A 20,853-nucleotide genomic window follows, 5' to 3' on the forward strand; every position below is an offset into this window, starting at 1 on the left:
TCAGGAAGGAGGAATCGCCGTGCCGGTCCGTCCAGCGAAACTGGGAGACACCGCCAGGAAGATACCGCCAGGAAGGCGCGGCCGCCGATTCTCCTTGCCAGTCCCGAATTGCGGCGTTGGCAGAACTCGGCGGCGTAGTGGCCGCCCTCGCCGTGTGCCCGTTTAGCCGGCGACCGCTGTGAAGGTCGGAGGGAAACCGGTGTCGGGTGATGTCGAGGCAGGGGGTGCGGCCGGGTTGTCCACTATCCCGGCCCGAGGTCGAGCAGCGGGACGGGAGCGACCGCGCGCAGGGTCCGCGATGCTGGCGGGAGGGTAAGAGGGAGATGTCCGCGGCGCTGTCTTGACGGGATTTCCCTTCGGGGAGCCGGACGGCGCGGCACCCTCGGGGGCGAAAACCCCGCCACCGAAAGGCCCCGCGCATGCGCCGCCACGCCCTCGCGCCGTCACCGCCCCCATCCGCCTCATCGCCCGTGGCGCTGAGGCCGAGTGGCCCGGGGCACGGGACGTCGGGTCGCGGGGCGTCCGACTACATGGTCACGGCTGCCCGGCCGTGGCGTTCCGGTGCTGACGCTCGGCCCCACCGCCAGGCGCCGGCCCTTCTCCTGCGCGCGGGTATCCGGCAAGGTCAACCAGTTGGACCCCGCGCAATGGATGCCTCCATCCGACGCCGCTCGCCAGGTGTACCGGGAGGTATTCCTCTACCCCTCGGCTTGTGCGTCACGGGACGCAGAACAATGGGAAGAGTCTTGGTAAGGGGACTGCGGGCGCGACGAATTGCCCTTTACGATGAGGGCTTCTGAGAATTTCCGATGAGGTTCTCGGAGGTGGGGCCTGGTACCCGCTCGCCCCCTCAGGCTTTGCTGCGGTACCAGGCCCCGCGGCCGTCAGGCCGCCACCGTCACCGCGCCAGCAGCATGATGATCCATGCCACGAAGCGCAGCAGCTCCAAGACCACGCACACCATCTGCATGGTCACGGCGTTGTTGACGGCTCCGGGCTCGTCCATTGACGTGCCCTCCTTCGCCCGGCCTTGAGGGCGGCCGGGTCGGCCCGCGCGCGGTGAACCCACCACGCACCGGTGTCGCGATGGGTCGTACACGGGCCTGAGCCGGACATTAGCGCGCTCGCCACTGGGCCGGGATGCTTATCGGTCGTCCCGCCCCAGAATTAACGTCTTGTGGTGGCATAAGCGCAGCTCACGGGGGCTGTTATGGAACGTGCTGTTTTGTTCGCGAACCAGACCTGATGTGAATTGACGGAAACTTCCGCTATTCCACGAAAGCAGCGATGACGCGGTTCTTTGGGGTTTTCCGCGCCAGCCGGGACACGGTGGTCATCGACGCCGATGACGCCGGGCTCAGCCGCATCATCGTGCACGCTCGCGTGGAGCTGGTCCCACGACCCTCATCGTCCGCCGCTGTCGCAACCTCCTCATCGACGCGCGCGACGCCGGTGTCCCCGTCGAGCTGCACGCCGTGATCCTCGCCGACGCGGCGGCGGTGCCCATCCTGACCAACCTCGCCGAAAGGCGGACTCGGCCGGGGCGATCGGCGACGCCCCGGCCTGGGGTCGCCGAGCAGCGTGACCGAGGCCGGTGCGGCCGGTCGTCCTTCGCCCGCCGAAGCGTTGACGGCACCGCGTGACCCCGGTCGCGGCCTCACGGCTCCGTTCCATGATTGATTGTGAATCATGCTGAATCAGTCCACATTGGGACGGTGCGGTTCGAAATCGTCGGGCTCGACATATAGTGCTGCGCATGAGGCACTGTGGGGCGGCTCGGGGGCCGCGTCCCCCGGCGAGTGCCCGACCTTGCGGGCGTACAGTCATGACCCATGATGATTCACATCGAGTCAGCGTCGTGGTCGTGGTGAGCCGGGAAGGCGGGTTCGGAAACCGGCTGCGCCTCGCGGCGGAGCTGCGGCGGCTGCGGGAGCGAGCCGGGTTGTCAGGGCGGCGGCTCGCCGAGTACGTGGGGATCAGCCAGTCGAAGGTCTCCCGCATCGAGGCGAGCACCGCGTTGCCGACCAGACCCGAGTTGACGGCATGGGCCGAGGCGACCGATGCGCCCGACGAGACGGCGGCCATGCTGCACGTCCTGGCGGACAGTGTCTATACGGACGTGCGGCCCTGGAGCACGGTGCTGCTCGGCCACGGCGACCTGCAGAACGACATCCAGCGGCTCGAACAGCGGGCGAGGGTCAAGCTCGTGTACGAGCCATCGATCGTGCCCGGCCTGCTCCAGGTCGCGGGGTACGCCCGCAGGCTGTTCGAGGTGTTCGAGCACGGCTACGCGCCGCAGGACGTCGCGCAGGCCGTGGCGAGCCGGGTGGAGCGGCAGGCGGCGCTGTACGACCCCGCCCAGCGCTTCGAGTTCGTGGTGACCGAGGCGGCCCTGCGGCTCAGGCTCGCCCCGGTCCACGTCCTTCTCGCCCAGCTCGACAGGATCGGCTCGGTGGCCTCTCTCGGCAACGTCTCTCTCGGCCTCATACCGCTGTCGACCCCGGTCACGACCTATGTTCCGCATGGCTTCGTCATCTTCGACGAGCTCACCGAGCCCTCGGACCCGGCCACGCTGATCATGGTCGAGACGGTCCACGCCAATCTCACGATCACCGATCCCGCCGACGTGGCGGTCTACCGGCGGCAGTGGGCGCGTCTCCGGAAGCAGGCCACGTACGGGGACGCCGCCCGTGACCTGCTCGCCGAGATCGCCACGGCCCTTCGGGACCTCCCCACGGAGCCGGTCTCATGACCGTGAGGGGCGTCCGGCCGGTCGGGGGACGGCCGCACGCCGACCGGCCGGGCCCGCGGCGCCGCTCAGCCGAGCAGCAGCCGGACGAACTGCGCGACCCGCGCGGTGAACCGCGACAGCCGGGTCGGCGACTCGGGCCCCGAGCCGTCGTCCTGGACCCGGCGGCGGAACTCGGCGTACTCCCGCTCGCTGAAAACGTGGCGCTGCCCGTAGGGGTTCTTGCTGTCCCAGATCACCACGCAGCCGGCGATCCTCTCCACCATCACGCAGCCGCCGCCGTTGCACTGGTAGGTCGTCTCCGGCCAGTCGTTCGACTCGGTCATGATCCCGTTCCCTTCGATCTTTTCCCCCGCCACCTGCGGGATGACCACAGAAGAACAGCCCGTGGTTCGCGTGCTGATCGGGATCGGTTCGCGTCCGGTGCGTTGGGAGTCCCCTCGTGAGTTCCGTCAATGTCGAGCTTCTCGGCCGGGTGACGGCCTGGAACGGCCTCTGGGTCGCCGACCTCACCCGGCAGCAGCAGCACCTGCTCGCGGTGCTGGCCCTCGCGGGCGGCCGTCCGGTGCCCCGCAGCCGGTTGGAGGATTACCTGTGGAGTCACGGTGCTCCCGGCGGCGGCCTGCGGCGCGTCGCGTCCGAACTCCGTGCCCAGCTGCGACCGGCTTCCCCGCGCGATGACCCGGTGCCCGGCGCGAACGACGCCTACCGCCTGGTGATCGTCGCAGAGCAGGTGGACGTGCACCGTTTCCGGGCCGGAGTGTCGGAGGGACGGCGGATCGGCGAAGGAGAGGGAACCGAGCTGATCCGCCGGGCACTCGGCGAATGGGGCGCGAACGTGTCCGGGTTGTGCGGCGGCGAGCCCCTGCGCGGGCTGCCCGGTACCTGGGCGGACGGCGTCCGTCACAAGTTGCGCGAGGAGCATAGGGACGCCTGGGTCGACTGCCTGAGGTCCGACATGGAACGGCATCGCTACACCCAGGCGCTTGACGCGTGCGAACTGCTCTCCGAGGCGCCGGAGGCCCTTCTCGACGAGCCCTTCGTCGAGTTGTGGATGCTCGCCTCTCACCACACCGGCCACCGTGAGCGGGCGATCCAGATCTACCGGCGGGCGAATGAGGCGGCGCGGTCCTGCCATGGGGCACCCGCCGGTGGCCGGCTCCGCCGGACCGCCGAACTGATCGAGGCCGACAGCACAGAGCTCGGCGAGGGTGGGGACCGGCCGGTCCTCGTCCCTGTTCGCCGCACGACGACCCCCACCGACGACGGGAGTTCCATGAGCGAGGAGAAGTTCACCTTCAATATTTCCGACCATGCGGAGGTCGGGGCCGTGGTCGGCAGCGCGCACGCCCCGATCACGATCGCCATGGCGAACGACCCCGGAGAGAAGGACGAGCTCGGCGGCAAGGACGCCCGCGACGAGAGAGTGCCGGAGGCGGACGGGTGAGCGGGGACGCGAGGAGCGGCGGCGCCAAGGACGGCGACGCGAACGAGGGCGTGACGATCGGGGCGCACGATCAGGCTCGGGTCGGCGGCATGTTCGGAGTCCTCAACGGCGACGTCCACATCTACGACGTGGCGGAGGGCGCGACCGGCGAGCAGCGGTTCACGACCGCGCTCAACCTGCTGGCCGGGCATATGCCGCGCCGGGCCGAGGAACTGATCGTCAGGGCGGTCGAGCAGGGTTACTTCTCCAACAAGGTGGCCTACTACTGGGCGCTCGCGGTGCTGAGCGACCGCACGTTCGACCACCTCGACCAGGACGAGTTCTCCGCGCTCAGGCAGCTCTCCGAGATCGTCGACCCGGAGATCCAGGACGAGTGGCTGAGCGGGCTCAACGTCATCACCCGGCTCATCAACTGCCTCATCCGCCAGCAGCAACTCGGCAGCATCGAGGACGAGGAGCTCGACGCCACCATCCACGACTACCAGAGCCTTCCCAAGGAGCGGCGGGAGGAGTTCGACCGGCACTTGGATCAGCTCAAAGCGGGGGCGATCCAAGACCGGTTGGACACGAAGAACATCGACGAGGTCAGGCGGCTGCGCCTGGACGGTGACCGTGGCGACCGCGCGTACAAGTTCTTCCTTCCCACGCCGCGCAAACCGGTCGCCCGCACCCTGGAGGAACCACCGGACAGTGTCACCTCCATGCGGGTGGCGCAGGTCGGGGGAGGCGTGGCGGCGGCGGCGCAGCTCACGGTGGTCTTCACCGTCATGGTCGCCCACCCGATGCTCGCCCTGCTCTGCGCGGTGGGCGTGGCGGGCGGCGGCTACCTGCTGGCGACCAGCGGCCGCGCGTACCTGGTGGCTCGCGGGAGGGCGGCAGCCGCCGACCGCCGGCACGGCCGGCCGAGGCCGGCGTCCCGCCTCACCATCGAGTCGTCGTCGCGGCCGGAGCCGGGGGAGCCTGAGGACCGTTTCTTGTGGGGCGATGACTACGAGGCCGACCGGAAGCATCGCGCCGAGCTGACCCGGAAGGAGAAGTTCCGCAAGTCCGTCCGGCCCTTCGTGAAGCTGTGCTTCGACCTGGAGACGTTCGCCGGCTCGAACCACCGCCGACGGTGGGAGGAGGACACCGAGGAACTGCGAAGCAGGCTCGAAACCGACATCCTGCAACGCTACGCGGGCTCCGACGCCTACGTGGGTGAGCTCGATTGGCTCATCACCTGGCGGGTGAAGCAGGCAAGGGAGCTGTGGGAGAAGGGCGAGCCGATCGACCTGTACCCGTCACCGGCCGAGCCCAGCGACAGCCTGTCCCTCGTAGCGGCTTTTGCTCTGGGCACGGGGATCGTCTGTGGCCTGGCCGGGATGCTCTGGGGCGGTTTCGTCCTGCCTGCCTTAATTCTTCTCGTGCTCACCGCGGCGGGTCTGGCGGCCGGCTATGACTACGCGGTTCGCGTGGTTCGCCTGGAGGTGTACAGGGCCGAGGCGGCGCTGGCCGAGCATGATCACCAAGAGGAGCTGGCGGCCCACCAGAGAGCGCTGGACGACCTGAAGGACACGCCCACCGACGCCGAGATGGCCCGCTGGCTGGACTACGACAAGATCCACATCAAGAACCGGGCGATGAAGGCCGCCAAGCTCGTCAACCGCGACATCGTGGCCCACGCGGTGCTCACCGAGGCCAAGGCGCCGTGCCTGCGGGCCAGGGTGCTGTTCGGGCCGCCCCGGTACTCCCGGTACCGAGTGATCGTCTTCTTGCTCACCGTGACCGGTCTCCGCATGATCACTTTTGATCTGGACTTCCTGGACGGCACGCTGGGCAGCGAGATCCGCAGGCAGCACCGGTACGACCAGATCTCCTCGGCCAGCATGCATCTGGCGAGCATCGAGTTCGACTCCGGCCGCCGGGTCGTGACCCTCGCGGACGGCTCGGAGACCGCCGAGGAGCGGGGCCGTGACCCTCTGGTCCTGGGCCGGGCCATCGTGATCTCCCTGGTCGGCGGAGAGAAGTTCCAGATCGTGGTCGAGAACCTCGACGAGGGCTTCCTCGACCGAGTGAGGGAGGACAAGGAGAAGCTCTTCGAACTGGCCATCGACCATTCGGGGATCAGCGGCGTGCTCTACTACCTGGACGCCATCTCGGTGGAAGGGCGCGAGTGGATCGACCAGGAGCGCAACCGCCGGGCGCGTCGGCAGCTCGATTTCAAGCAGAAGCTCGATCGGCAGCGGGAGTTGTCGTGGACCGAGCGGCCGGGTTCCCCTCTGGAACTGGAGACCTGACCCGGCCGCGACGCCGTTCTGCCGGGTAGTGCATGCGCCGCCCCGCTCCGCCGGTCGTATTTCCTGGTTCGTTGTCAGAGGCGGTGGGTTGGGAGGACGGGGAGGGCGTTGGTCCAGCCCTGGCGGCGGACGACGGTGAAGGTGTCGAGTCTTCCGGCGAGGTAGCTTTCGGTGGCGAGCGGGTGTCCCGTCCGCGGATCGACGATCAGCTTTTGGTCGACGGCGCCGTTGTCGGACCAGAAGGCCACTCCGCGGCGGCCGAGCCGATCGGTGACGGTGCCGCGGCTACGGTGAATCGGCAGGTCGGCCAGGACCCGGTACAACGCGGCCTGCATTGCGGGCGGGGTGGGGGCGCTCACCAGGAGGTCGGCGACCTGCCGCACGGTGGCATACGTCGGTGCCTTCTGGCCCGGCCTGCTTCCCGTCGATGTGGTGAGCCGGACCCACAGCTTGTCCAGTGCCGCCTTGAGCGCCGTGGGATCGGCGGGCAGCGCGGCGATCTGGTCGAGGGTGAGCGGGGTGCCGCCGATGTTCGGATAGGTCGGCGCGTCCCGTTTCCCCGCTCGGACGGTGCGTCGCAGGCCGAACGCCGCGGGCGGGGCGGCGTGCAGGCCGATGCTGGTGTCATAGATCTGGCAGCCGCTGATTCCCGGCGCCCCGGCCCGCTTCCAGGCCCGCTCGTCGGCGCTGCTCAGCCTCCGGTCGGTGACCGAGTCGATGATGAGCCAGCTGGCGTCGCGACCGGACCGGGCGGCCCACAGCCGGGCGTCACAGGTCGAGGAGTAGCGGTACAGCGGTGTCGTCCCGGGCAGCCCATTCGCGGTCTCGCCGACGTAGTCGACGGTGGTGGAGGTGCTGAGATCGGCGGTCCAGTACCTCCCGGTCCGGGTGCTGCCGTCCCTGAGCGCCGTGGCGGCGGCGAGCAGGGTCCGCCGCGCCGACGGCGGCTCCGGCTCGTGGTCAGTTGGCCGTGCCACGACCAGCGCGCCCGCGACCAGGGCCGCCGCACCGGTGACCACCACGGTGTACCGGTTCGGCCGCAGGAACCCGACGCCCGGTCGCAGCGTCCGCGCTCGACGGCGCGGCGACTCCCCGGAGGCCGCGATGGCGCGGAATCGTGCCAGCCGTCCGGGATCGTCCGGCGGTTCGAGCCGGTCCGGCCGGACGGCCGCCATCGCCGCCAGGAGATCGGTCTTCCTACTCATCGGTTCCTCCACTCTCCGGGCCGGAGTCGGACGACACGCCGCCGAGGTGGCGGACGAGGCGGCGGCGGGCGCGGTGCAGGCGCATGGTGAGCGTCGGCCTTGAGCACCCCAGGACGTCGGCGGCCTCTCGTGGGGACAGTCCGTGCCAGCCGAGCAGCATCAGGACCTCGCGGTCCCGCTCGGGCAACGCGGCCAGCCCGCGCAGCAGGGCGTCCCGATCGGCGATCAGTTCGGCGACGTCGCCGCCGGCCGGTGCGGACGCCGCCCAGGCGGTCAGCTCGGCGGCGATCAGGTCCTGCCGCAGCGCGTCCCGGTACTGCTCGCGGATCACGTTGCGGGCGACGCCGATCAGCCAGGCCAGCGGGACGTCCGGCACGATCTCGCGGCGCCGCCACGCGATGGCGAACGTCTCACTGGCGACCTCCTCGGCCTGCGCGCTCCCGACCCGCGTCACCGCGTAGGCGTACACGCGGGGGAAGTACCGGCCGAAGAGGTCGTCGAACCACCCGGTCGGCTCCCGGGCCGCGGGCTCGACGGCCGCTCGACGTACGCTCGTCCAATCCCGTCACACTCAGAAGTGGTCAAAACCGGCCGAATATCACCGCGACCCGGGTCGGGACAGGTCCGGCCCAGCGGTCGGCGGTCGGTGCACCGGCGTTGGCCGACCCCGGCATGGTCCAAGCGGGCCCTGCGCCGTCTCCTTGACATTCATACCGGTGTGAACGTTGAGGATTCAGCCACGGCTGTCAACGCACCTGGAGAAGAGCACATGCCGCAGAACCATGACGCAAACAGCACACCCGTGACGGTCATCGGGCTGGGGCTGATGGGCCGGGCGCTGGCCGGGGTGTTCGTGCGCGACGGGTACCCCACGACCGTGTGGAACCGCACGGCGGCGAAGGCCGAGGAGCTCGTCGCCCAGGGCGCGACGCTCGCGGGCTCGGTGGGCGAGGCCGTCGCCGCCAGCCCGCTCGTGGTCGTCTGCGTCTCGGACTATGAGGCCGTGCACGGGCTTCTCGACCCGCTCGGCGAGGACCTCGACGGCCGCGTCCTGGTGAACCTCACCTCGGGCACGTCGCAGGGAGCCCGGGAGACCGCCGAGTGGGCGGCCAAGCGGGGCGCCGCCTACCTCGACGGCGCGATCATGGCGACCCCGCCGGCCGTCGGGGCGGACGCGGTCGTCCTCCTCAGTGGGCCGCAGTCGGCCTTCGACCAGCACGAATCGGCTCTGCGGGGCCTCGGTGAGGGAACGACGTACCTCGGCGCCGACCACGGTCTGTCGTCGCTGTACGACGTGGCCGTACTGAGCCTGATGTGGAACATCCTCAATGGCTTCCTGCACGGCGCGGCCCTGCTGGGCGCGGCCGGCGTCGACGCCACGACGGCCGCTCCGATCCTCGGGAAGGCGATCGAGACCGTGAACGGCTGGATCCCTGGATACGCGCAGCAGATCGACGACGGCTCCTACCCGGCTCACGACTCCACCATCGACACTCATCTGGGTGCCATGGAGCACGTCATCCACGAGAGCGAAGCCTTCGGCGTCAACGCCGACCTCCCCAAGTTCATCAAGGCGTTGACCGACCGGGCCGTGGCCGACGGGCACGGCGGCGACGGCTACGCGGCCCTGATCGACCTCTTCCGCAAGCCCGCAGGGAAGTGACCATGAACCGCCACCGCCCTCGCCTCGCCGGGAACAGGCACATCGCGTCCGGGATTCTGGCATGACCGCCGCGTCCTTCGACCCGCGCGCGCTGCTCGCGGAGAGCCGGCTCGGCATCCTCGCGACGATCAAGTCGGACGGCCGCCCGCAGCTCTCCCCGGTCATGCCCTTCTACGACCGGGAGGCCGGTGTCATCTACGTGTCCATGACCGAAGGCCGGGCCAAGACGGTGAACCTGCGCCGGGACCCGCGCGCCACCCTGGAGGTCACCAGCCCCGACGGCCGGTCCTGGGCGACCGCCGAAGGCATCGCGACGCTCACCGGCCCGGGAACCGACCCCCACGGTCCCGAGGTCGAGGCACTGGTGCACTACTACCGCACCGCCGCCGGAGAGCACCCGGACTGGGACGAGTACAGGTCGGTCATGGTGTCCGACCGCAGGGTCCTCATGACGATGACGGTCGACCATGTGTACGGGGAGGACATCCACTGACGGTATGCGGGCGGCCCACACGGGCCGTCCGCGCCACCATTTCCGGCCGCTGCCCCCCTTCCCCCCGGACGGCAGCGGCCGGCCCCGTCCCGCATCTGCGACCTGCGCGTCGGCCCGTGAACGTCCACGACGGCTCACGGGCTTCTTGCCGTCGGTCGTCTCCATCTCGGGACGGCACCCCTGGGCACCGCATCGTCGATGCAAGTCGTTGGTGTAGAAGGCCAGGTGACGGTGCCTTCAACGGGGTGGTGAGCGGCATGGGGATCTCGGGACTCGGCGGGCGGACGCCACGACGACACGCCGTGCGCCAACACGGAGGCCACGGCGCATCGGACGCCACGCTCTCGCGGTCGCCGTACACGCCGTCCCGGACCCGGAAATTCTTTCGCGGACCGGGCGAACCTTCTCGGGGGCCCGGTGAAAAGGGGGTTGTGCTCAGACAACGAAGATCGGAGCTGCCCGTGACATCACCGGTTCTGACATCCGTCGACGGCGACGGGGAGGTGATCGGGCGGTCGATGCGCGATCCCGAGGCGTTCGCGCTGCTGTACGACCGGTACGCGTCTCGGCTGCACCGGTACATCGCCCGGCGGCTGGGGGACGGATACGCCGACGACCTGGTGGCGGAGACGTTCCTCACCGCGTTCAATCGGCGGCGGAAGTTCGACACCTCGCGGTCGGAGGCGCTGCCCTGGCTCTACGGGATCGCGGGCAACCTCATCGCGCGGCACCGCCGGGCCGAGGTGCGCGCGTACCGGGCGATGGCACGGGCGGGCGGCGATCCGTCCACGGGTTCGCATGCCGACCAGGCCGACCAGGTCGACGTGCGGGTGACCGCGGCCGCCGTGCTGGCCCGTCTCTCGCGGAAGGACCGTGAGGTCCTTCTTCTGGTGACGTGGGCCGATCTGTCCTACGAGCAGGCGGCGGAGGCGCTCGGCGTCCCCGTCGGGACCGTGCGCTCCCGGCTCAACCGAGCGCGCCGCAACGTGCGCGCCGCCCTGAAGAACGTCAACCCGCTCACCGTGTTCAGCGAGGAGACCCTGAATGAACGAGCTTGACATCGTCGGCACCGTCCGCTCGGAGATCGGCGAACCGTCCCCCGACCGATTGGCGCGGGGCAGGGCGCGGCTCCTGGAGGGCCTCGCCGAGCCCGCCCCGGCGCGCCGCCGGTTCGCCCGGCCGGTGATCGTGCGGCGGACGGCGCTGGCCGGGGGCCTGGCGGTGGCGATGGCCGCCGGCCTGATGGTCCTGCAGACCGGCGACGACGGGGCCAACCCCGTCCTGCCGCGCTCCGAAGCCGCCGCGGACGTCCTGAACCGGGCCGCCCTTGCCGCCGACAAGAGCCCCGCCCTGAGAGTGCCGCGAGGCAAGTACCTCTACGTCGAGCAGCTCATCAAGGTCGGGTCCCCGGACGGTCCTTTCAGGACCGATCGGGTCCAGTCGTGGGGGGGACCGGAAGCGATGGCGAAGATGCAGCAGACCCGTAAGGCGCCTCACATCTTCAAGCAGGGGCAGGAGCCGCCGGGATTCAAGCTGCACGGCGGTCCCGGCTTCTCCGCGGGGACCCCCTACCAGCCTCAGAAGACGCTCGACGCGCTGCCGACCGACCCCGACCGGCTTCTGGACAAGGCCCGTCACCCCGGCCTCGGCGCCGACGGCCATACGACCGAGGCCACCCCCGAGGAGGTCCGGGCCTTCCTCGCAGCCTGGTTGCAGATGCCCACCCTGCCTTCCAAGGTCCGTAGCGCCGCCTACCGGGCCCTGGCCAAGCTGCCCGGGGTGACCCTCGACCGTGACGCCGTCGACGCGTCCGGACGCCACGGCGTCGGGATCGGGCTCGGCGCGATCAGCCGCCCGGACGGCCAGTTCACGCTGATCCTGGACCGCAACGACTACCGGCTGCTGGGCACCCGCGAGATCTCCAAGATCTTCCAGGAGGACGACAAGACGAAACGGCGTATCAACGAGGAGACCGCCCTGTCCATCACCGCCACCGTGAAGACCGCCGCCGCGTCCCAGTACCGCGTCGTCCCCTGACGGGCCGGACCCTCGAAGATCCACTGATGGGGCTTCGCCACGGCCGGGCGAAGCCTCGTCACCGGCCGGCCGCGGACATGAAGGAGCGGCCCGCGGCGAGCCGGGTGTTCCGGACGGCTCAGGCCATGTCCCAGAGCAGGCGGTAATAGGCGATGCGCACGGGGTCCGGGGCAATTCCGTACGCCTCGTACAGGCCGCCGTCGTACCCCGTACCGAAGTTCCACTCCAGGCTCCACGCGGCGACGGCGAGGTCGGCCCACCGGTCGGCCACTCCGAGCGAGCCGAGGTCCACGTGCGCGGCGAACGCGCCGTCGTCGCGCACCAGGGTGTTGGGAGCGCAGGCGTCCCCGTGGCAGACGACGAGCTTGTCGATCGCCGGTGGATCACCGAGGCGCTCCCGGGCCTTCGCGAGATCAAGGTGCCGGTGCTCGGGCGACCAGTCGGCCGGTCCCTCCCCGTCGGCGATGCGCTCATCGGCGCGGGGCAGCCGCCCCTCGACGCTCCACTCGAACGGGCATCGCTCGACCGGCAGAGTGTCGTGCAGCAGGCGCAGCCCCCGCCCGATCGCGGCCGCCGCCGTCACCGGCTCGGCGACCCATCGGGGGTCCACGGCGGAGCGGGCGGGAATCCCCGCCGTGACCAGCCACGCGCACTCGTCATCGGCGCCGTGCTCAATGACCCGCGGAACCGTCACCCACTGGCGCGCCCAGGCCAGCCGCTCGGCCTCCGCGTGCAGATCGATCTCCGGCGTGCCCGCGGCGACCCACTTGACGTATCTGACCGCCTCGCCCTCAAGCCGGAACGTCAGGCCCCCGAGCTCGTTGCACCACACCGGAGTGATGGTGTCGCCACCGGCGAGCGCTGCGACGACGCTGGGAACGTCCACGGGGCCGGTCGGAATCTCAGGAGCGGGAGGAAGGCTCATAAAACCGCGATCGTCCTAGATGCTCCGTACAGGCGACAAATGGTTTTCCAGGCGCCCGCGCGGTCGCCGGCTCCGGCACTCCCCAGGAGTCACAAACCGGCAGCGGCGAGAACGCGATACATCTCCGCCGGCCGCAGCAGAGGGTTGGCGGCGGCATCCCCGGCCACGCCGGGGTCAGAGTCGAAGAGCAGCCGGTCCAGCAGCGCGTCCGTGGCACCGGGATGGCAGGCGACCCCTCGACGCAGGAAGCCGGAACCTTCCGGAACACCGTGTGTGGGCAGTCCAGGTAGGTCACCCGCTCCTTGAGCGGGCGCTTCCCGCAGCCAGCTCGGTTCGCTGAAGTTCCACTCCAGAGCCACTTTCGCCGCGACGCTCCCGCCCGCGCGCCCGGGCTTCAACAAGCGCGTACAGCGTGCCGCGGTTCATTGGGCGGTGGGATTTTTCGTCCGGTATCTATGATTTCAGTACGGCGATCTCGGGTGACGGGTCGAAGCCGTGCTCGATCAGCCGGCGGACGGTTCGTAGGCTCCGTGACGACCACCATGCGCGGATCACGTCGAGATCGACGCGGTGCCGTAACCGGCGACGACGTCGCCGAGGTGTTCGGGGTGCCCGAGCGTCAAGGTGGCGAGGTCGAACAGGGCGTCGACCGGACCCGCCTCGGACCAGTCGAGCACGCCGGTGACCTCGTCACCGTCGACGAACACGTGGGTGACCCGCAGGTCGCCGTGCGTGAACACAGGTGTCCACGGCCGGAGCGCGGCCTCGGCGACGCGGCGGTTGCGCGTGACCGCGTCGATGGGCAGGACGCCGTTGGCGACGAGCCACTCGCATTCGCCGTCGAGGTGCGACGCCACCTCGTCGAGGCTCCGGCCGGGCCATGGCGGCGGGGGCGCGCCGTGCAGCATCCGCGCGGCGGCGCCCGCCGCGCGCCATGCCGCCGGAGACGCGGCCGACGGCTCGCCGAGGCGGCCGAGCGCCGTCCCCGGGAAGGGCGGCGAGCGCGAGCACGGGCGGCTTGCGCCACAGGATCTCCGGGGTCGGGATCGGTGCCCGGCCATCGCCTCGACCTCGGCGTCGGCGCGCGTCCGATCAGCGTCGATCTTCAGGAACACGTCGCCGACGCGCAGGGTCGCGCGCTCGCGATGGGCCACGACGAGCTGCGAGCCGGTCCGCCGGACTCGGCCCGGTGGGGCGCTCGTTGCGCACCGGCGCCCCTCGACCGGGATCGGCCGTACTCATGTCCCCGGATGTGGCACGGTCCATGTTCGCGCGTACCCACCGATCGCGTCCGGACGAGGGGCGTTGATCACCGGGCGTACTTGAACAGGCCCGCCGGAAGCGAGCTCTCCGCGGTGGGGTCGGGGGCGTCCGGGCAGGCCATCAACACCGAGAAGTCGAGGGAGAGGTGTCGTTCTCCGGTGAGGAGCCAGCCCGCGTTCCGCAGGAGGCGCTGGTATTCGCCGCGGGTGCGCTCACGGCCGCCGACGTTGTTGCACAGCATGTTCAGGTCCCAGAGCGAGGCCACGGAGGAGTCGCCGGGGTCGTCGGGGAGGGGCCGCTCGACGATCAGAAGGGACGAGTCGGCGCGCGCGACCGTGCGGATCGACCGCAGGAGCGCGGTGCAGGTCCGGTCGTCCCAGTCGTGCAGGATCCTGGACAGGACGTAGACGTCGCGGCCGGGCGGGACGTCGCCGTCGTCGAACGAGCCCGGCACGAGGGTGCACCGGGACGTCAGCCGGTGCGAGTCGAGGTTGGCGCGGGCGGCGCCGATGACGTCCGGCCGCTCGAGCAGCGTGCCGTGCAGGCCGGGGTAGGCGGTCAGCAGCCGGGCGAGCAGTTCGGCGTTGCCGCCGCCGATGTCGCAGATCGTCCGCGCGGCGGTGAGGTCGACGGCCGAGGCGATGTCGCCGAAGAAGACCGATCCCTCGGCCATCGCGCGGGTGAAGATGCCGCCCTGGTGCGGGTGGTCGGCCAGGTACTCGAAGGGCGGCTGCCCGAAGACGGTCGTGAACGGGTTGTGCCCGCGGACGCCGTCGATGAGCGCCCCGAAACTGGTGTAGAAGAGGTCGCCGTAGAGCAGGGCCAGGTTGCGCATGCCCCTGGGGTGGCGGCGTCCGAGCCGGCGGCCCAGCGGGGTGAGCTCGACGGTGGCGCCCGAGACGCGGACCGCGCCGATCCACGGGTGGTTTAAGGCTCGCAGGAGCCGGCGCAGCAGGGCCGGGTCGGTGCGGGTGCGCCCGGCGAGTTCGTCCGCTGTCAGGGGCCCGGCGGCGAGGTGGTCGGGGAGGTCGAGCTCGACCATGACGCGCAGCGCCTGGGCGACCCAGGCGCCGGTCAGCCGGCGCAGCAGCGCGCGCCCCTCCTGGTCGTCCGGGTCGTCGAGATCGTCGTGGTCGTTGGGGACGATCGCGTCGTCATCGGCGCGGTCCGGGGTACCCGCGCTGACGCCGTTCGGGGAGCCTCCGGTGGCGTCGGCGCGCTCGGCCAGGAGCGTCACGCGCGATGGCGGCAAGCCCACGAGCTCGACGCCGCCGGCCAGATGCCGCTCCAAGGGAAGGGGGTGGTGACCCGCGGTGATGATCTCCAGCCGGCGCGGCCGGCCCCGGGTGGTCCGTCCCTCGGCGCGGTAGTACAGCACGGTGCACCCGGACTCGCCGTGGTCGGGGTTGTAGCCGCCGCCGTCGGGCCGGAGCCCCGGCAGCCGGCCGGCCAGCTCCCGGCGCAGGTGTTCCAGGTTCGCGCCGTCGGCGCGGGTGAGCCGTACCGCGAGGTGGTACTCATGCTCCCTCAGCCGCTCGTCGCGCGGAGCCGACGCGGGCAGATCCTCGGGGGCGGCGCAGAAGACCTCCAGCCCGCGGTCGGGGACGGCGGCGAGGGCGGCGTGAACGATGGTCACCCGCGGTGGCGGGACGCGGTACCGGGCGGCCAGCCGGTCCCGGACCACGGTGCTCGCGATCGGTTCCCCCGGCAGGCATCCCCGCCGCCGCAGATAGGCCGTGACGCCGTCCAGGTCGGACGCGAAGACGAGGCAACTGCCGTGATCGATCGTGCAGCGGCGGGTGAGCAGCTTGACCAGTTCGGGCTCGATGCCCTGGGGCAGCACGTCGGTGAGGGCCTCCTCAAGGGTCTGCGAGGCCAGCTGGTCGATCGCATCCCTGATGCGCCGTCCGTCCTCACGGGTCATGCCGGTGACGGCGGACGACGGGGCGGAGGACGGATCAGGGGCCAGGTCTGGGATGAATTCCATATGTTCTCCTCGGGCTTTGTTCGGGGTGCGTCGCACTGGCCGCTCGGGACGGCGGAGGAGCCGGCGTGATCGGCGTCAGTGGCGAGTCGAGGGGGCGGTCGCCTCCCTGGGATCGATTCTCAGCAGGTGCGACATCGCCCGGCCAGGCGAATTTCGGCCATCTCCAGGCCCTTTCGACTCGGACAGTGCGCCACGATGTTTCAGATGTTTCACCGGCCGGATATCGGCTCCTCCTCAAAGGGCCGCGCGATAGATGGGCTTCATCGGCCGGAGAGCCGTTCGGTAAACGTGAAGTTTCGCATGTTCCCCGCCAGGGGGCGGATACTCGCGGGCGCGTGCGGACCTGGATCGGCGCCATGTCGAGCGGACGCGGCGCGCGGTGCCCGTCCCGGGGCGGCCGGACGGTCGCCGGGACACGGCGGTGCGGGTCGAGGGGGCGAGGGCCATGGCACGCGAGACGGCTCGGACCGCCGGGGAAGGGGTGCCGGAATGCCACGATCGGTCGTGCTCCGCCGGGGTGATGGGAGCCGGTGGGGGCCGGCCTCTCCGTCATGTCCCGGGGTTTTGGAGTGCGCCCTCATCGCGGGGCGGGTTCGCGGCTTCGACCTCGAAGTTTCGCGCGAGGTCAAGTAGTGGTGAACCTCTAACGACAGGATCCCGGCGGGTATGCCGGGGGGTGCCGGTACGGACCGATAAGAAAAGGTGGGCACATCAACTCCATGAGCTGTGGCCTCTCCACTGTACCTCTGGATCTTCTCTAGTCGCCCGCCGAATGTCAACCGCGCGACCTGACAAATGTGGCTCGGCCAGAAAACGCACAGGTCGGTCGGCAAACAAGCCACGACTTAACCTCTGGGCCAGTAAATTGCCTGCATTGATAAGTGTCGCTATACCGCTGGTGAATCGTGACCGAACGCGGTGTTTGGCGCACTTGACCTTGGACGTGTCCATCGCGGGCGCCGCCGCCCGCGTCCGGCTGGAGGGGACCGGCTCCCAAGGGTGGAGGTCCGCGGCCCCGCGGTGCGGATCAGGTGGCATGTGACGGACCATGAACGCCCCCGCCGGGAGCCGGACCTCCGTCGACGTGGGCCTGCTGACGCCTTTGCGTCCAACCGCACCGCCACCCCCCGATGGCCGCGACCGTACCTCTCGCCCTTCTGCTCCAGGGCACCTCCACGCTACGCCACGGATGTCCGTAGGACACCGGCCGAGTGCGCGGCCAAGCGCACAGAATCTCTCAACGCTGAACTGTTTGACATCAAGGTGTCGCTGGAATAGCGTCTCCGGCGTTGAACACTTCAACGTTGAGAGGTTGTGCAATGCTGCGCGCGAAAGTCTCCGCCTTGCTCGTGTTCGGGCTGGCCGCCACGGTGAGCGTCCCGGCGCAGGCGGCCGTGTCCCACCGTCCGGATCCGGCGGCGTTCCCGGCCGAGATCCGCCTTCCGAACGGGTTCAAGCCCGAGGGCATCGCGACCGGACCCGGTCCGTTCGCCTACGTCGGCTCCATGGCCGACGGCTCCATCTACCGCGCCGACCTGCGCACCGGGCGCGGCGCGATCCTCAGCCGGGGGCCCGGCACGCAGGCCCTCGGAGTGAAGACCGATGCGCGCGGACGCCTGTTCGTGGCCGGTGGCATGGGCGGTGACGCCCGCGTCCTCGACACCCGCACCGGACGCGTCCTGGCCTCCTACCGGCTGGCGACCGGCCCGGCGTTCGTCAACGACGTCATACTCACCCAGGGCGCGGCCTGGTTCACCGACTCCACCAACCCGGTGCTCTACAAGCTCCCCCTGCGCGGTGGGAATCTCCCCTCCGCCGCGATCCGGATCCCGCTCACCGGTGACCTCGTGTACCACGACGGCCCCGACAGCGCCGGTTTCAACGCCAACGGGATCACCCCGACGCCGGACGGCCGCGGCCTGATCGTCGTCCAGTCGAACACCGGCGGGCTCTTCCGCGTCGACCCGGCGAGCGGCACGACCCGCCGGGTGAACCTGCACGGCGAGTCGCTGCCGGAAGGGGACGGTCTGCTGCTGCGCGGCCGGACGCTGTACGCGGTGCAGAACCGGCTCAACACCGTGGCCGTGCTGCGGCTGAACGCCGAGGGGACCGACGGACGCGTCGTACGGCGCGTGACGGACCCCCGGCTCGCCCTGCCGACGACCGTCGCCGCCTTCGGGTCGCGGCTGTACCTCCCCAACATCCAGGCGTTCACCACGGAGCCGACCCCTCAGGTCTCGTACAACGCCGTCGCCATCCCCCGTCCCTGACCGGCGGTCGTGAGCGCCGATCGCTGTCCACCCGGATCGGACCCTCCGCCCGTGCCTGAGAACACCGTGGCCCGCAATGCGGAGGTCGCGCGTTCTAGCCGGCGGTTCCGTAACGGGCGTCCGGCGTGATGCCGAGGACGTCATGCAGGTGGACCCCGTCGGTGGCCCAACGAGTGAGGTCGGCCTTGCCGATGAGGTGGATCCCGGCTTTGGCGGAGAAGGTGCAGGCGTCGCGGGTGTATCCGCTGGTGGTGACGACGAGCATTTTCCGGGCCTGGTAGATGGGCCAGGCGGCTCCCGCGACCTTCTGGACGTCATCGGACTTGACCTTGTTCTTCGGGCCATAGTGCTTGACCTGCACTATCCAGCGTTCGCCGAGGACGGGGTCGTAGCCGGTGACGTCCACGGAGAAGTCACCGGCCTTGCCGGTGTGCTCCGCGGCGATCCCATCGCGGCGCATCAGCCGCATGACCGCGATCTCGAAGTCCCGCCAATGCATATCGCGCATCTGCTCGAACGTCAGGCTGTAGGAGGTGACCCTTTCGCGGCGTTCCTGCTCGGCCGCCCACAGCGACCGCCAGTAGCGCTCGGCGCCGAAACCGATGACCGCGAGAGCCGGCAGCGCCAGATACCAGTAGGTGATCGACAGGCGCCACAGAACGTCGAGCGCCCAGATGAAGATCAGGAGGAAGAACGCCCAGGTGCCCCATTCCTTACCGCTGTGCGGTTTCTTGGGCGAGGGCAACCAGCCTGGCAGCCACCAAGGCCGCAGGCCGCCGTACTCCTCCTTGGACACGTCGCGACCCATGCGCTCCTCCTGTCAACCCGCCCGTGACGGGCCTGTGGTCAGGATCGAAACACGCGGGGCCGACAGGATCCGCCGCGAATCCAGGACAGTAAGAAACCTGTTGACCGCGAGCCAGGCGAATCTGCCTCATCCCCCGGCTCGGAAAGGTGATCGAGGAGCCCCGGACGCGGAGACGGTCCCGTAGCTCCGCGAATTCGAGAGGGAGACCGCACCTCGGGTGCCGGGAGATGATCCTCCTATGGCGGATGTGGTGTTCTTCGATCTGGACGGCACGCTGGTCGATCATCGGGGCGCGGTCCTGGAGGCGATCGGCCAGATCGTCCGGGCCGCGCCGGCCGCGACTGCTCCACCGGAGGAACTGGTGACGTCGTGGTGGACGCTGGAGGCGCGGCACATGCGGCAGTACCTGGCCGGCGAGTGCTCCTTCGCCGAGCACCACCGGCGCAGGCTCCGTTCCTTCCTGCCGATGCTGGGCGAGCCGGTTCCGGACAGCCCGGCCCTTCTGGACGCCTGGTTCGCCGAGCGCTACCTCACCGTGTTCGAGGCGTCCTGGCGGTGCTATCCCGATGTCCGGCCGTGTCTGGAGAGCCTGAAGCGGCTTCCCCAACGGCTGCGTCTGGCCGTCCTCACCAACGGGGACCCCGAGCAGCAGCGCGCCAAGCTCGCGCGCTTCGGCCTCCTCGACTACTTCGAAGCTGTCCTGACCCCCACCGAACTCGGTGCGGCCAAGCCCGACCCTCTCGCCTTCGTCACCGCCTGCCGGTGGATGCGGACGGACCCCGCGCACGCGGTCAACGTGGGCGACATGCTGCAGAGCGACGTGAACGCGGCCGTCCTCGCCGGGCTCGGGGGCATCTGGCTGGATCGCGGCATCGACTTCGTCACCGGTGGGCCGTCATCGGCGGCGGACGGGACGGTACTCCGCATCGAGCGGCTCACCGACCTCCCCGATCACCTGTCACGGACGAGCACCTGATCGGCTCTCCCGACCCTCGACACGTAACAGCCGCGTCCGCGCGGTGGCCGGATCAGAGTTGTGAGCGCTCGTCGACCCGGTGGGTCGGCGGCCGGAGGAAGAGCTCGGCCGTGCGCCGGCCGTAGCAGACGTTGAGGGTATCGAGCCGGTAGTACCACCCGCGCTTGGTGACGAAGCGGTGGTTGATCTGCCAGCGCACGGTCTGCCGGGGCCGCAGGGTGACGGCCCGCGGCCGCCAGGCGAGGTCGAGTCCGTTGTTCGCCCACTCGGGCGGCTCCCGGCCGGCGAGACGGACCTGGAGACGGCCGCCGGTCTCGGTCAGCTCGACCTCCGCGTTGGGCGGGACACCGTCGGTCACGGTCATGCGGGGCACGAAGCCGTCCCGCTCCAGCAGGAGCACTTCGTGGACGAAGGGCGGCGTGACCTCGGGGAGGAGGAACGCCTCGGGGAGCGCGCTCCGCCGGACGGCTCCCGATCCTCCGCGGGACCGCTTCGTCCAATAGACGCGTACCCACTGCACCATGACGTCCACCGACTCATGATCGCTGCTGGGGCGTGGCGGAGCCAGCGCGTTTCCGCGCGGCCGGAGATCAGCGGTGGGTCCGGTGCCGCCAGGGCCGCCGCCAAGGGCGGGTCATACACACCGTAGCTCTCCCTTACCCAGTGTAGCTATATCACCGGAGTCGGTAAAAAACAGCAACGGAGCATTGCTGATATCTTAACTCACTCGTACTGTGATCCCAGTCGCTCGTTG

16 protein-coding genes and 1 pseudogene are annotated in these 20,853 nt (G+C 70.2%); 9 read left to right on the forward strand and 8 right to left on the reverse strand.

All coding sequences use genetic code 11. The features are described from left to right. The first annotated feature begins 1,825 nt into the window (after positions 1-1,825). Positions 1,826-2,752 (forward strand): helix-turn-helix domain-containing protein, encoded by a 927-nt coding sequence (locus E1291_RS00530; protein WP_165494891.1) that lies wholly within the window; start codon positions 1,826-1,828, stop codon positions 2,750-2,752. Between the two features lie 65 nt (positions 2,753-2,817). Here E1291_RS00530 and E1291_RS00535 read toward each other — a convergent pair whose 3' ends face one another. After that, complete coding sequence (locus E1291_RS00535) at positions 2,818-3,075, reverse strand: DUF397 domain-containing protein (protein WP_131735511.1); 258 nt, start codon at positions 3,073-3,075, stop codon at positions 2,818-2,820. 116 nt (positions 3,076-3,191) lie between these two features. Here E1291_RS00535 and E1291_RS00540 point away from each other — a divergent pair, with 116 nt between their 5' ends. Together E1291_RS00540 and E1291_RS00545 are read left to right on the forward strand one after the other, a co-directional pair. After that, a complete protein-coding gene (locus E1291_RS00540; protein ID WP_131735512.1) occupies positions 3,192-4,196 on the forward strand; it encodes an AfsR/SARP family transcriptional regulator in 1,005 nt (334 codons plus the stop codon). Further along, the gene (locus E1291_RS00545) at positions 4,193-6,472 is read left to right on the forward strand and encodes a hypothetical protein (RefSeq protein ID WP_131735513.1); all 2,280 of its coding nucleotides are present in this window, start codon (positions 4,193-4,195) and stop codon (positions 6,470-6,472) included. Before E1291_RS00540 ends, E1291_RS00545 begins: the two co-directional genes overlap by 4 nt. 74 nt (positions 6,473-6,546) lie before the next feature. Here E1291_RS00545 and E1291_RS00550 read toward each other — a convergent pair whose 3' ends face one another. Both E1291_RS00550 and E1291_RS43045 read right to left on the reverse strand, forming a co-directional pair. After that, on the reverse strand, positions 6,547-7,677 hold the full coding sequence (locus E1291_RS00550) for a hypothetical protein (protein WP_207400478.1): 1,131 nt from the start codon (positions 7,675-7,677) through the stop codon (positions 6,547-6,549). Further along, positions 7,670-8,167 (reverse strand): annotated as a pseudogene (locus tag E1291_RS43045) (RNA polymerase sigma factor); the annotation flags it as partial. The gene E1291_RS00550 and the pseudogene E1291_RS43045, both read right to left, overlap by 8 nt. 279 nt (positions 8,168-8,446) lie before the next feature. Between E1291_RS43045 and E1291_RS00555 the strand changes: the two are divergent. From E1291_RS00555 to E1291_RS00570, 4 genes are all read left to right on the forward strand, one after another. Then, positions 8,447-9,340 (forward strand): NAD(P)-dependent oxidoreductase, encoded by an 894-nt coding sequence (locus E1291_RS00555; RefSeq protein WP_131735514.1) that lies wholly within the window; start codon positions 8,447-8,449, stop codon positions 9,338-9,340. Positions 9,341-9,401: 61 nt separating this feature from the next. Continuing rightward, positions 9,402-9,833 (forward strand): PPOX class F420-dependent oxidoreductase, encoded by a 432-nt coding sequence (locus tag E1291_RS00560; RefSeq protein ID WP_131735515.1) that lies wholly within the window; start codon positions 9,402-9,404, stop codon positions 9,831-9,833. Between the two features lie 461 nt (positions 9,834-10,294). Beyond that, positions 10,295-10,891 (forward strand): RNA polymerase sigma factor, encoded by a 597-nt coding sequence (locus E1291_RS00565; RefSeq protein ID WP_242613857.1) that lies wholly within the window; start codon positions 10,295-10,297, stop codon positions 10,889-10,891. Next, positions 10,878-11,870, forward strand: a complete 993-nt coding sequence (locus E1291_RS00570) for a CU044_5270 family protein (protein ID WP_131735516.1) — start codon at positions 10,878-10,880, stop codon at positions 11,868-11,870. The genes E1291_RS00565 and E1291_RS00570 overlap by 14 nt, the downstream gene beginning before the upstream one ends. 118 nt (positions 11,871-11,988) lie before the next feature. On the opposite strand, the gene E1291_RS00575 is transcribed toward E1291_RS00570, so the two are convergent. From E1291_RS00575 to E1291_RS00585, 3 genes are all read right to left on the reverse strand, one after another. Then, positions 11,989-12,756: an aminoglycoside 3'-phosphotransferase gene (locus E1291_RS00575; protein WP_242613858.1), complete on the reverse strand. Its 768-nt coding sequence runs from the start codon at positions 12,754-12,756 to the stop codon at positions 11,989-11,991. Positions 12,757-13,346: 590 nt separating this feature from the next. Beyond that, positions 13,347-13,949: a phosphotransferase gene (locus E1291_RS00580; RefSeq protein ID WP_242613859.1), complete on the reverse strand. Its 603-nt coding sequence runs from the start codon at positions 13,947-13,949 to the stop codon at positions 13,347-13,349. 155 nt (positions 13,950-14,104) lie between these two features. After that, positions 14,105-16,045, reverse strand: a complete 1,941-nt coding sequence (locus E1291_RS00585; protein ID WP_131735518.1) for a methyltransferase — start codon at positions 16,043-16,045, stop codon at positions 14,105-14,107. Positions 16,046-17,364: 1,319 nt separating this feature from the next. On the opposite strand from E1291_RS00585, the gene E1291_RS00590 reads away from it, so the two are divergent. Next, positions 17,365-18,315, forward strand: coding sequence for an NHL repeat-containing protein (locus tag E1291_RS00590; protein WP_131735519.1), 951 nt, complete (start codon positions 17,365-17,367; stop codon positions 18,313-18,315). A 94-nt stretch (positions 18,316-18,409) separates the two neighbouring features. Here E1291_RS00590 and E1291_RS00595 read toward each other — a convergent pair whose 3' ends face one another. Next, positions 18,410-19,123, reverse strand: coding sequence for a restriction endonuclease (locus E1291_RS00595; RefSeq protein WP_131735520.1), 714 nt, complete (start codon positions 19,121-19,123; stop codon positions 18,410-18,412). A gap of 238 nt (positions 19,124-19,361) precedes the next feature. On the opposite strand from E1291_RS00595, the gene E1291_RS00600 reads away from it, so the two are divergent. After that, the gene (locus E1291_RS00600; protein WP_131735521.1) at positions 19,362-20,099 is read left to right on the forward strand and encodes an HAD family hydrolase; all 738 of its coding nucleotides are present in this window, start codon (positions 19,362-19,364) and stop codon (positions 20,097-20,099) included. Positions 20,100-20,151: 52 nt separating this feature from the next. Here the strand turns inward: E1291_RS00600 and E1291_RS00605 are convergent, their stop codons facing one another. Next, on the reverse strand, positions 20,152-20,631 hold the full coding sequence (locus tag E1291_RS00605) for a hypothetical protein (protein WP_131735522.1): 480 nt from the start codon (positions 20,629-20,631) through the stop codon (positions 20,152-20,154). Between the last annotated feature and the right edge of the window lie 222 nt (positions 20,632-20,853).

This window comes from Actinomadura roseirufa, assembly GCF_900659635.1.
Taxonomy (GTDB): Bacteria; Actinomycetota; Actinomycetes; order Streptosporangiales; family Streptosporangiaceae; genus Spirillospora; species Spirillospora roseirufa.

Excerpts from the sequence above, each read along its gene's own strand:
- E1291_RS00555 (WP_131735514.1), top strand. The coding sequence starts at position 8,447 with ATGCCGCAGAACCATGACGCAAACAGCACACCCGTGACGGTCATCGGG.
- E1291_RS00590 (WP_131735519.1), top strand. The coding sequence starts at position 17,365 with ATGCTGCGCGCGAAAGTCTCCGCCTTGCTCGTGTTCGGGCTGGCCGCC.
- E1291_RS00570 (WP_131735516.1), top strand. The coding sequence starts at position 10,878 with ATGAACGAGCTTGACATCGTCGGCACCGTCCGCTCGGAGATCGGCGAA.
- E1291_RS00530 (WP_165494891.1), top strand. The coding sequence starts at position 1,826 with ATGACCCATGATGATTCACATCGAGTCAGCGTCGTGGTCGTGGTGAGC.
- E1291_RS00595 (WP_131735520.1), bottom strand. The coding sequence starts at position 19,123 with ATGGGTCGCGACGTGTCCAAGGAGGAGTACGGCGGCCTGCGGCCTTGG.
- E1291_RS00550 (WP_207400478.1), bottom strand. The coding sequence starts at position 7,677 with ATGAGTAGGAAGACCGATCTCCTGGCGGCGATGGCGGCCGTCCGGCCG.
- E1291_RS00560 (WP_131735515.1), top strand. The coding sequence starts at position 9,402 with ATGACCGCCGCGTCCTTCGACCCGCGCGCGCTGCTCGCGGAGAGCCGG.
- E1291_RS00585 (WP_131735518.1), bottom strand. The coding sequence starts at position 16,045 with ATGGAATTCATCCCAGACCTGGCCCCTGATCCGTCCTCCGCCCCGTCG.
- E1291_RS00600 (WP_131735521.1), top strand. The coding sequence starts at position 19,362 with ATGGCGGATGTGGTGTTCTTCGATCTGGACGGCACGCTGGTCGATCAT.
- E1291_RS00535 (WP_131735511.1), bottom strand. The coding sequence starts at position 3,075 with ATGACCGAGTCGAACGACTGGCCGGAGACGACCTACCAGTGCAACGGC.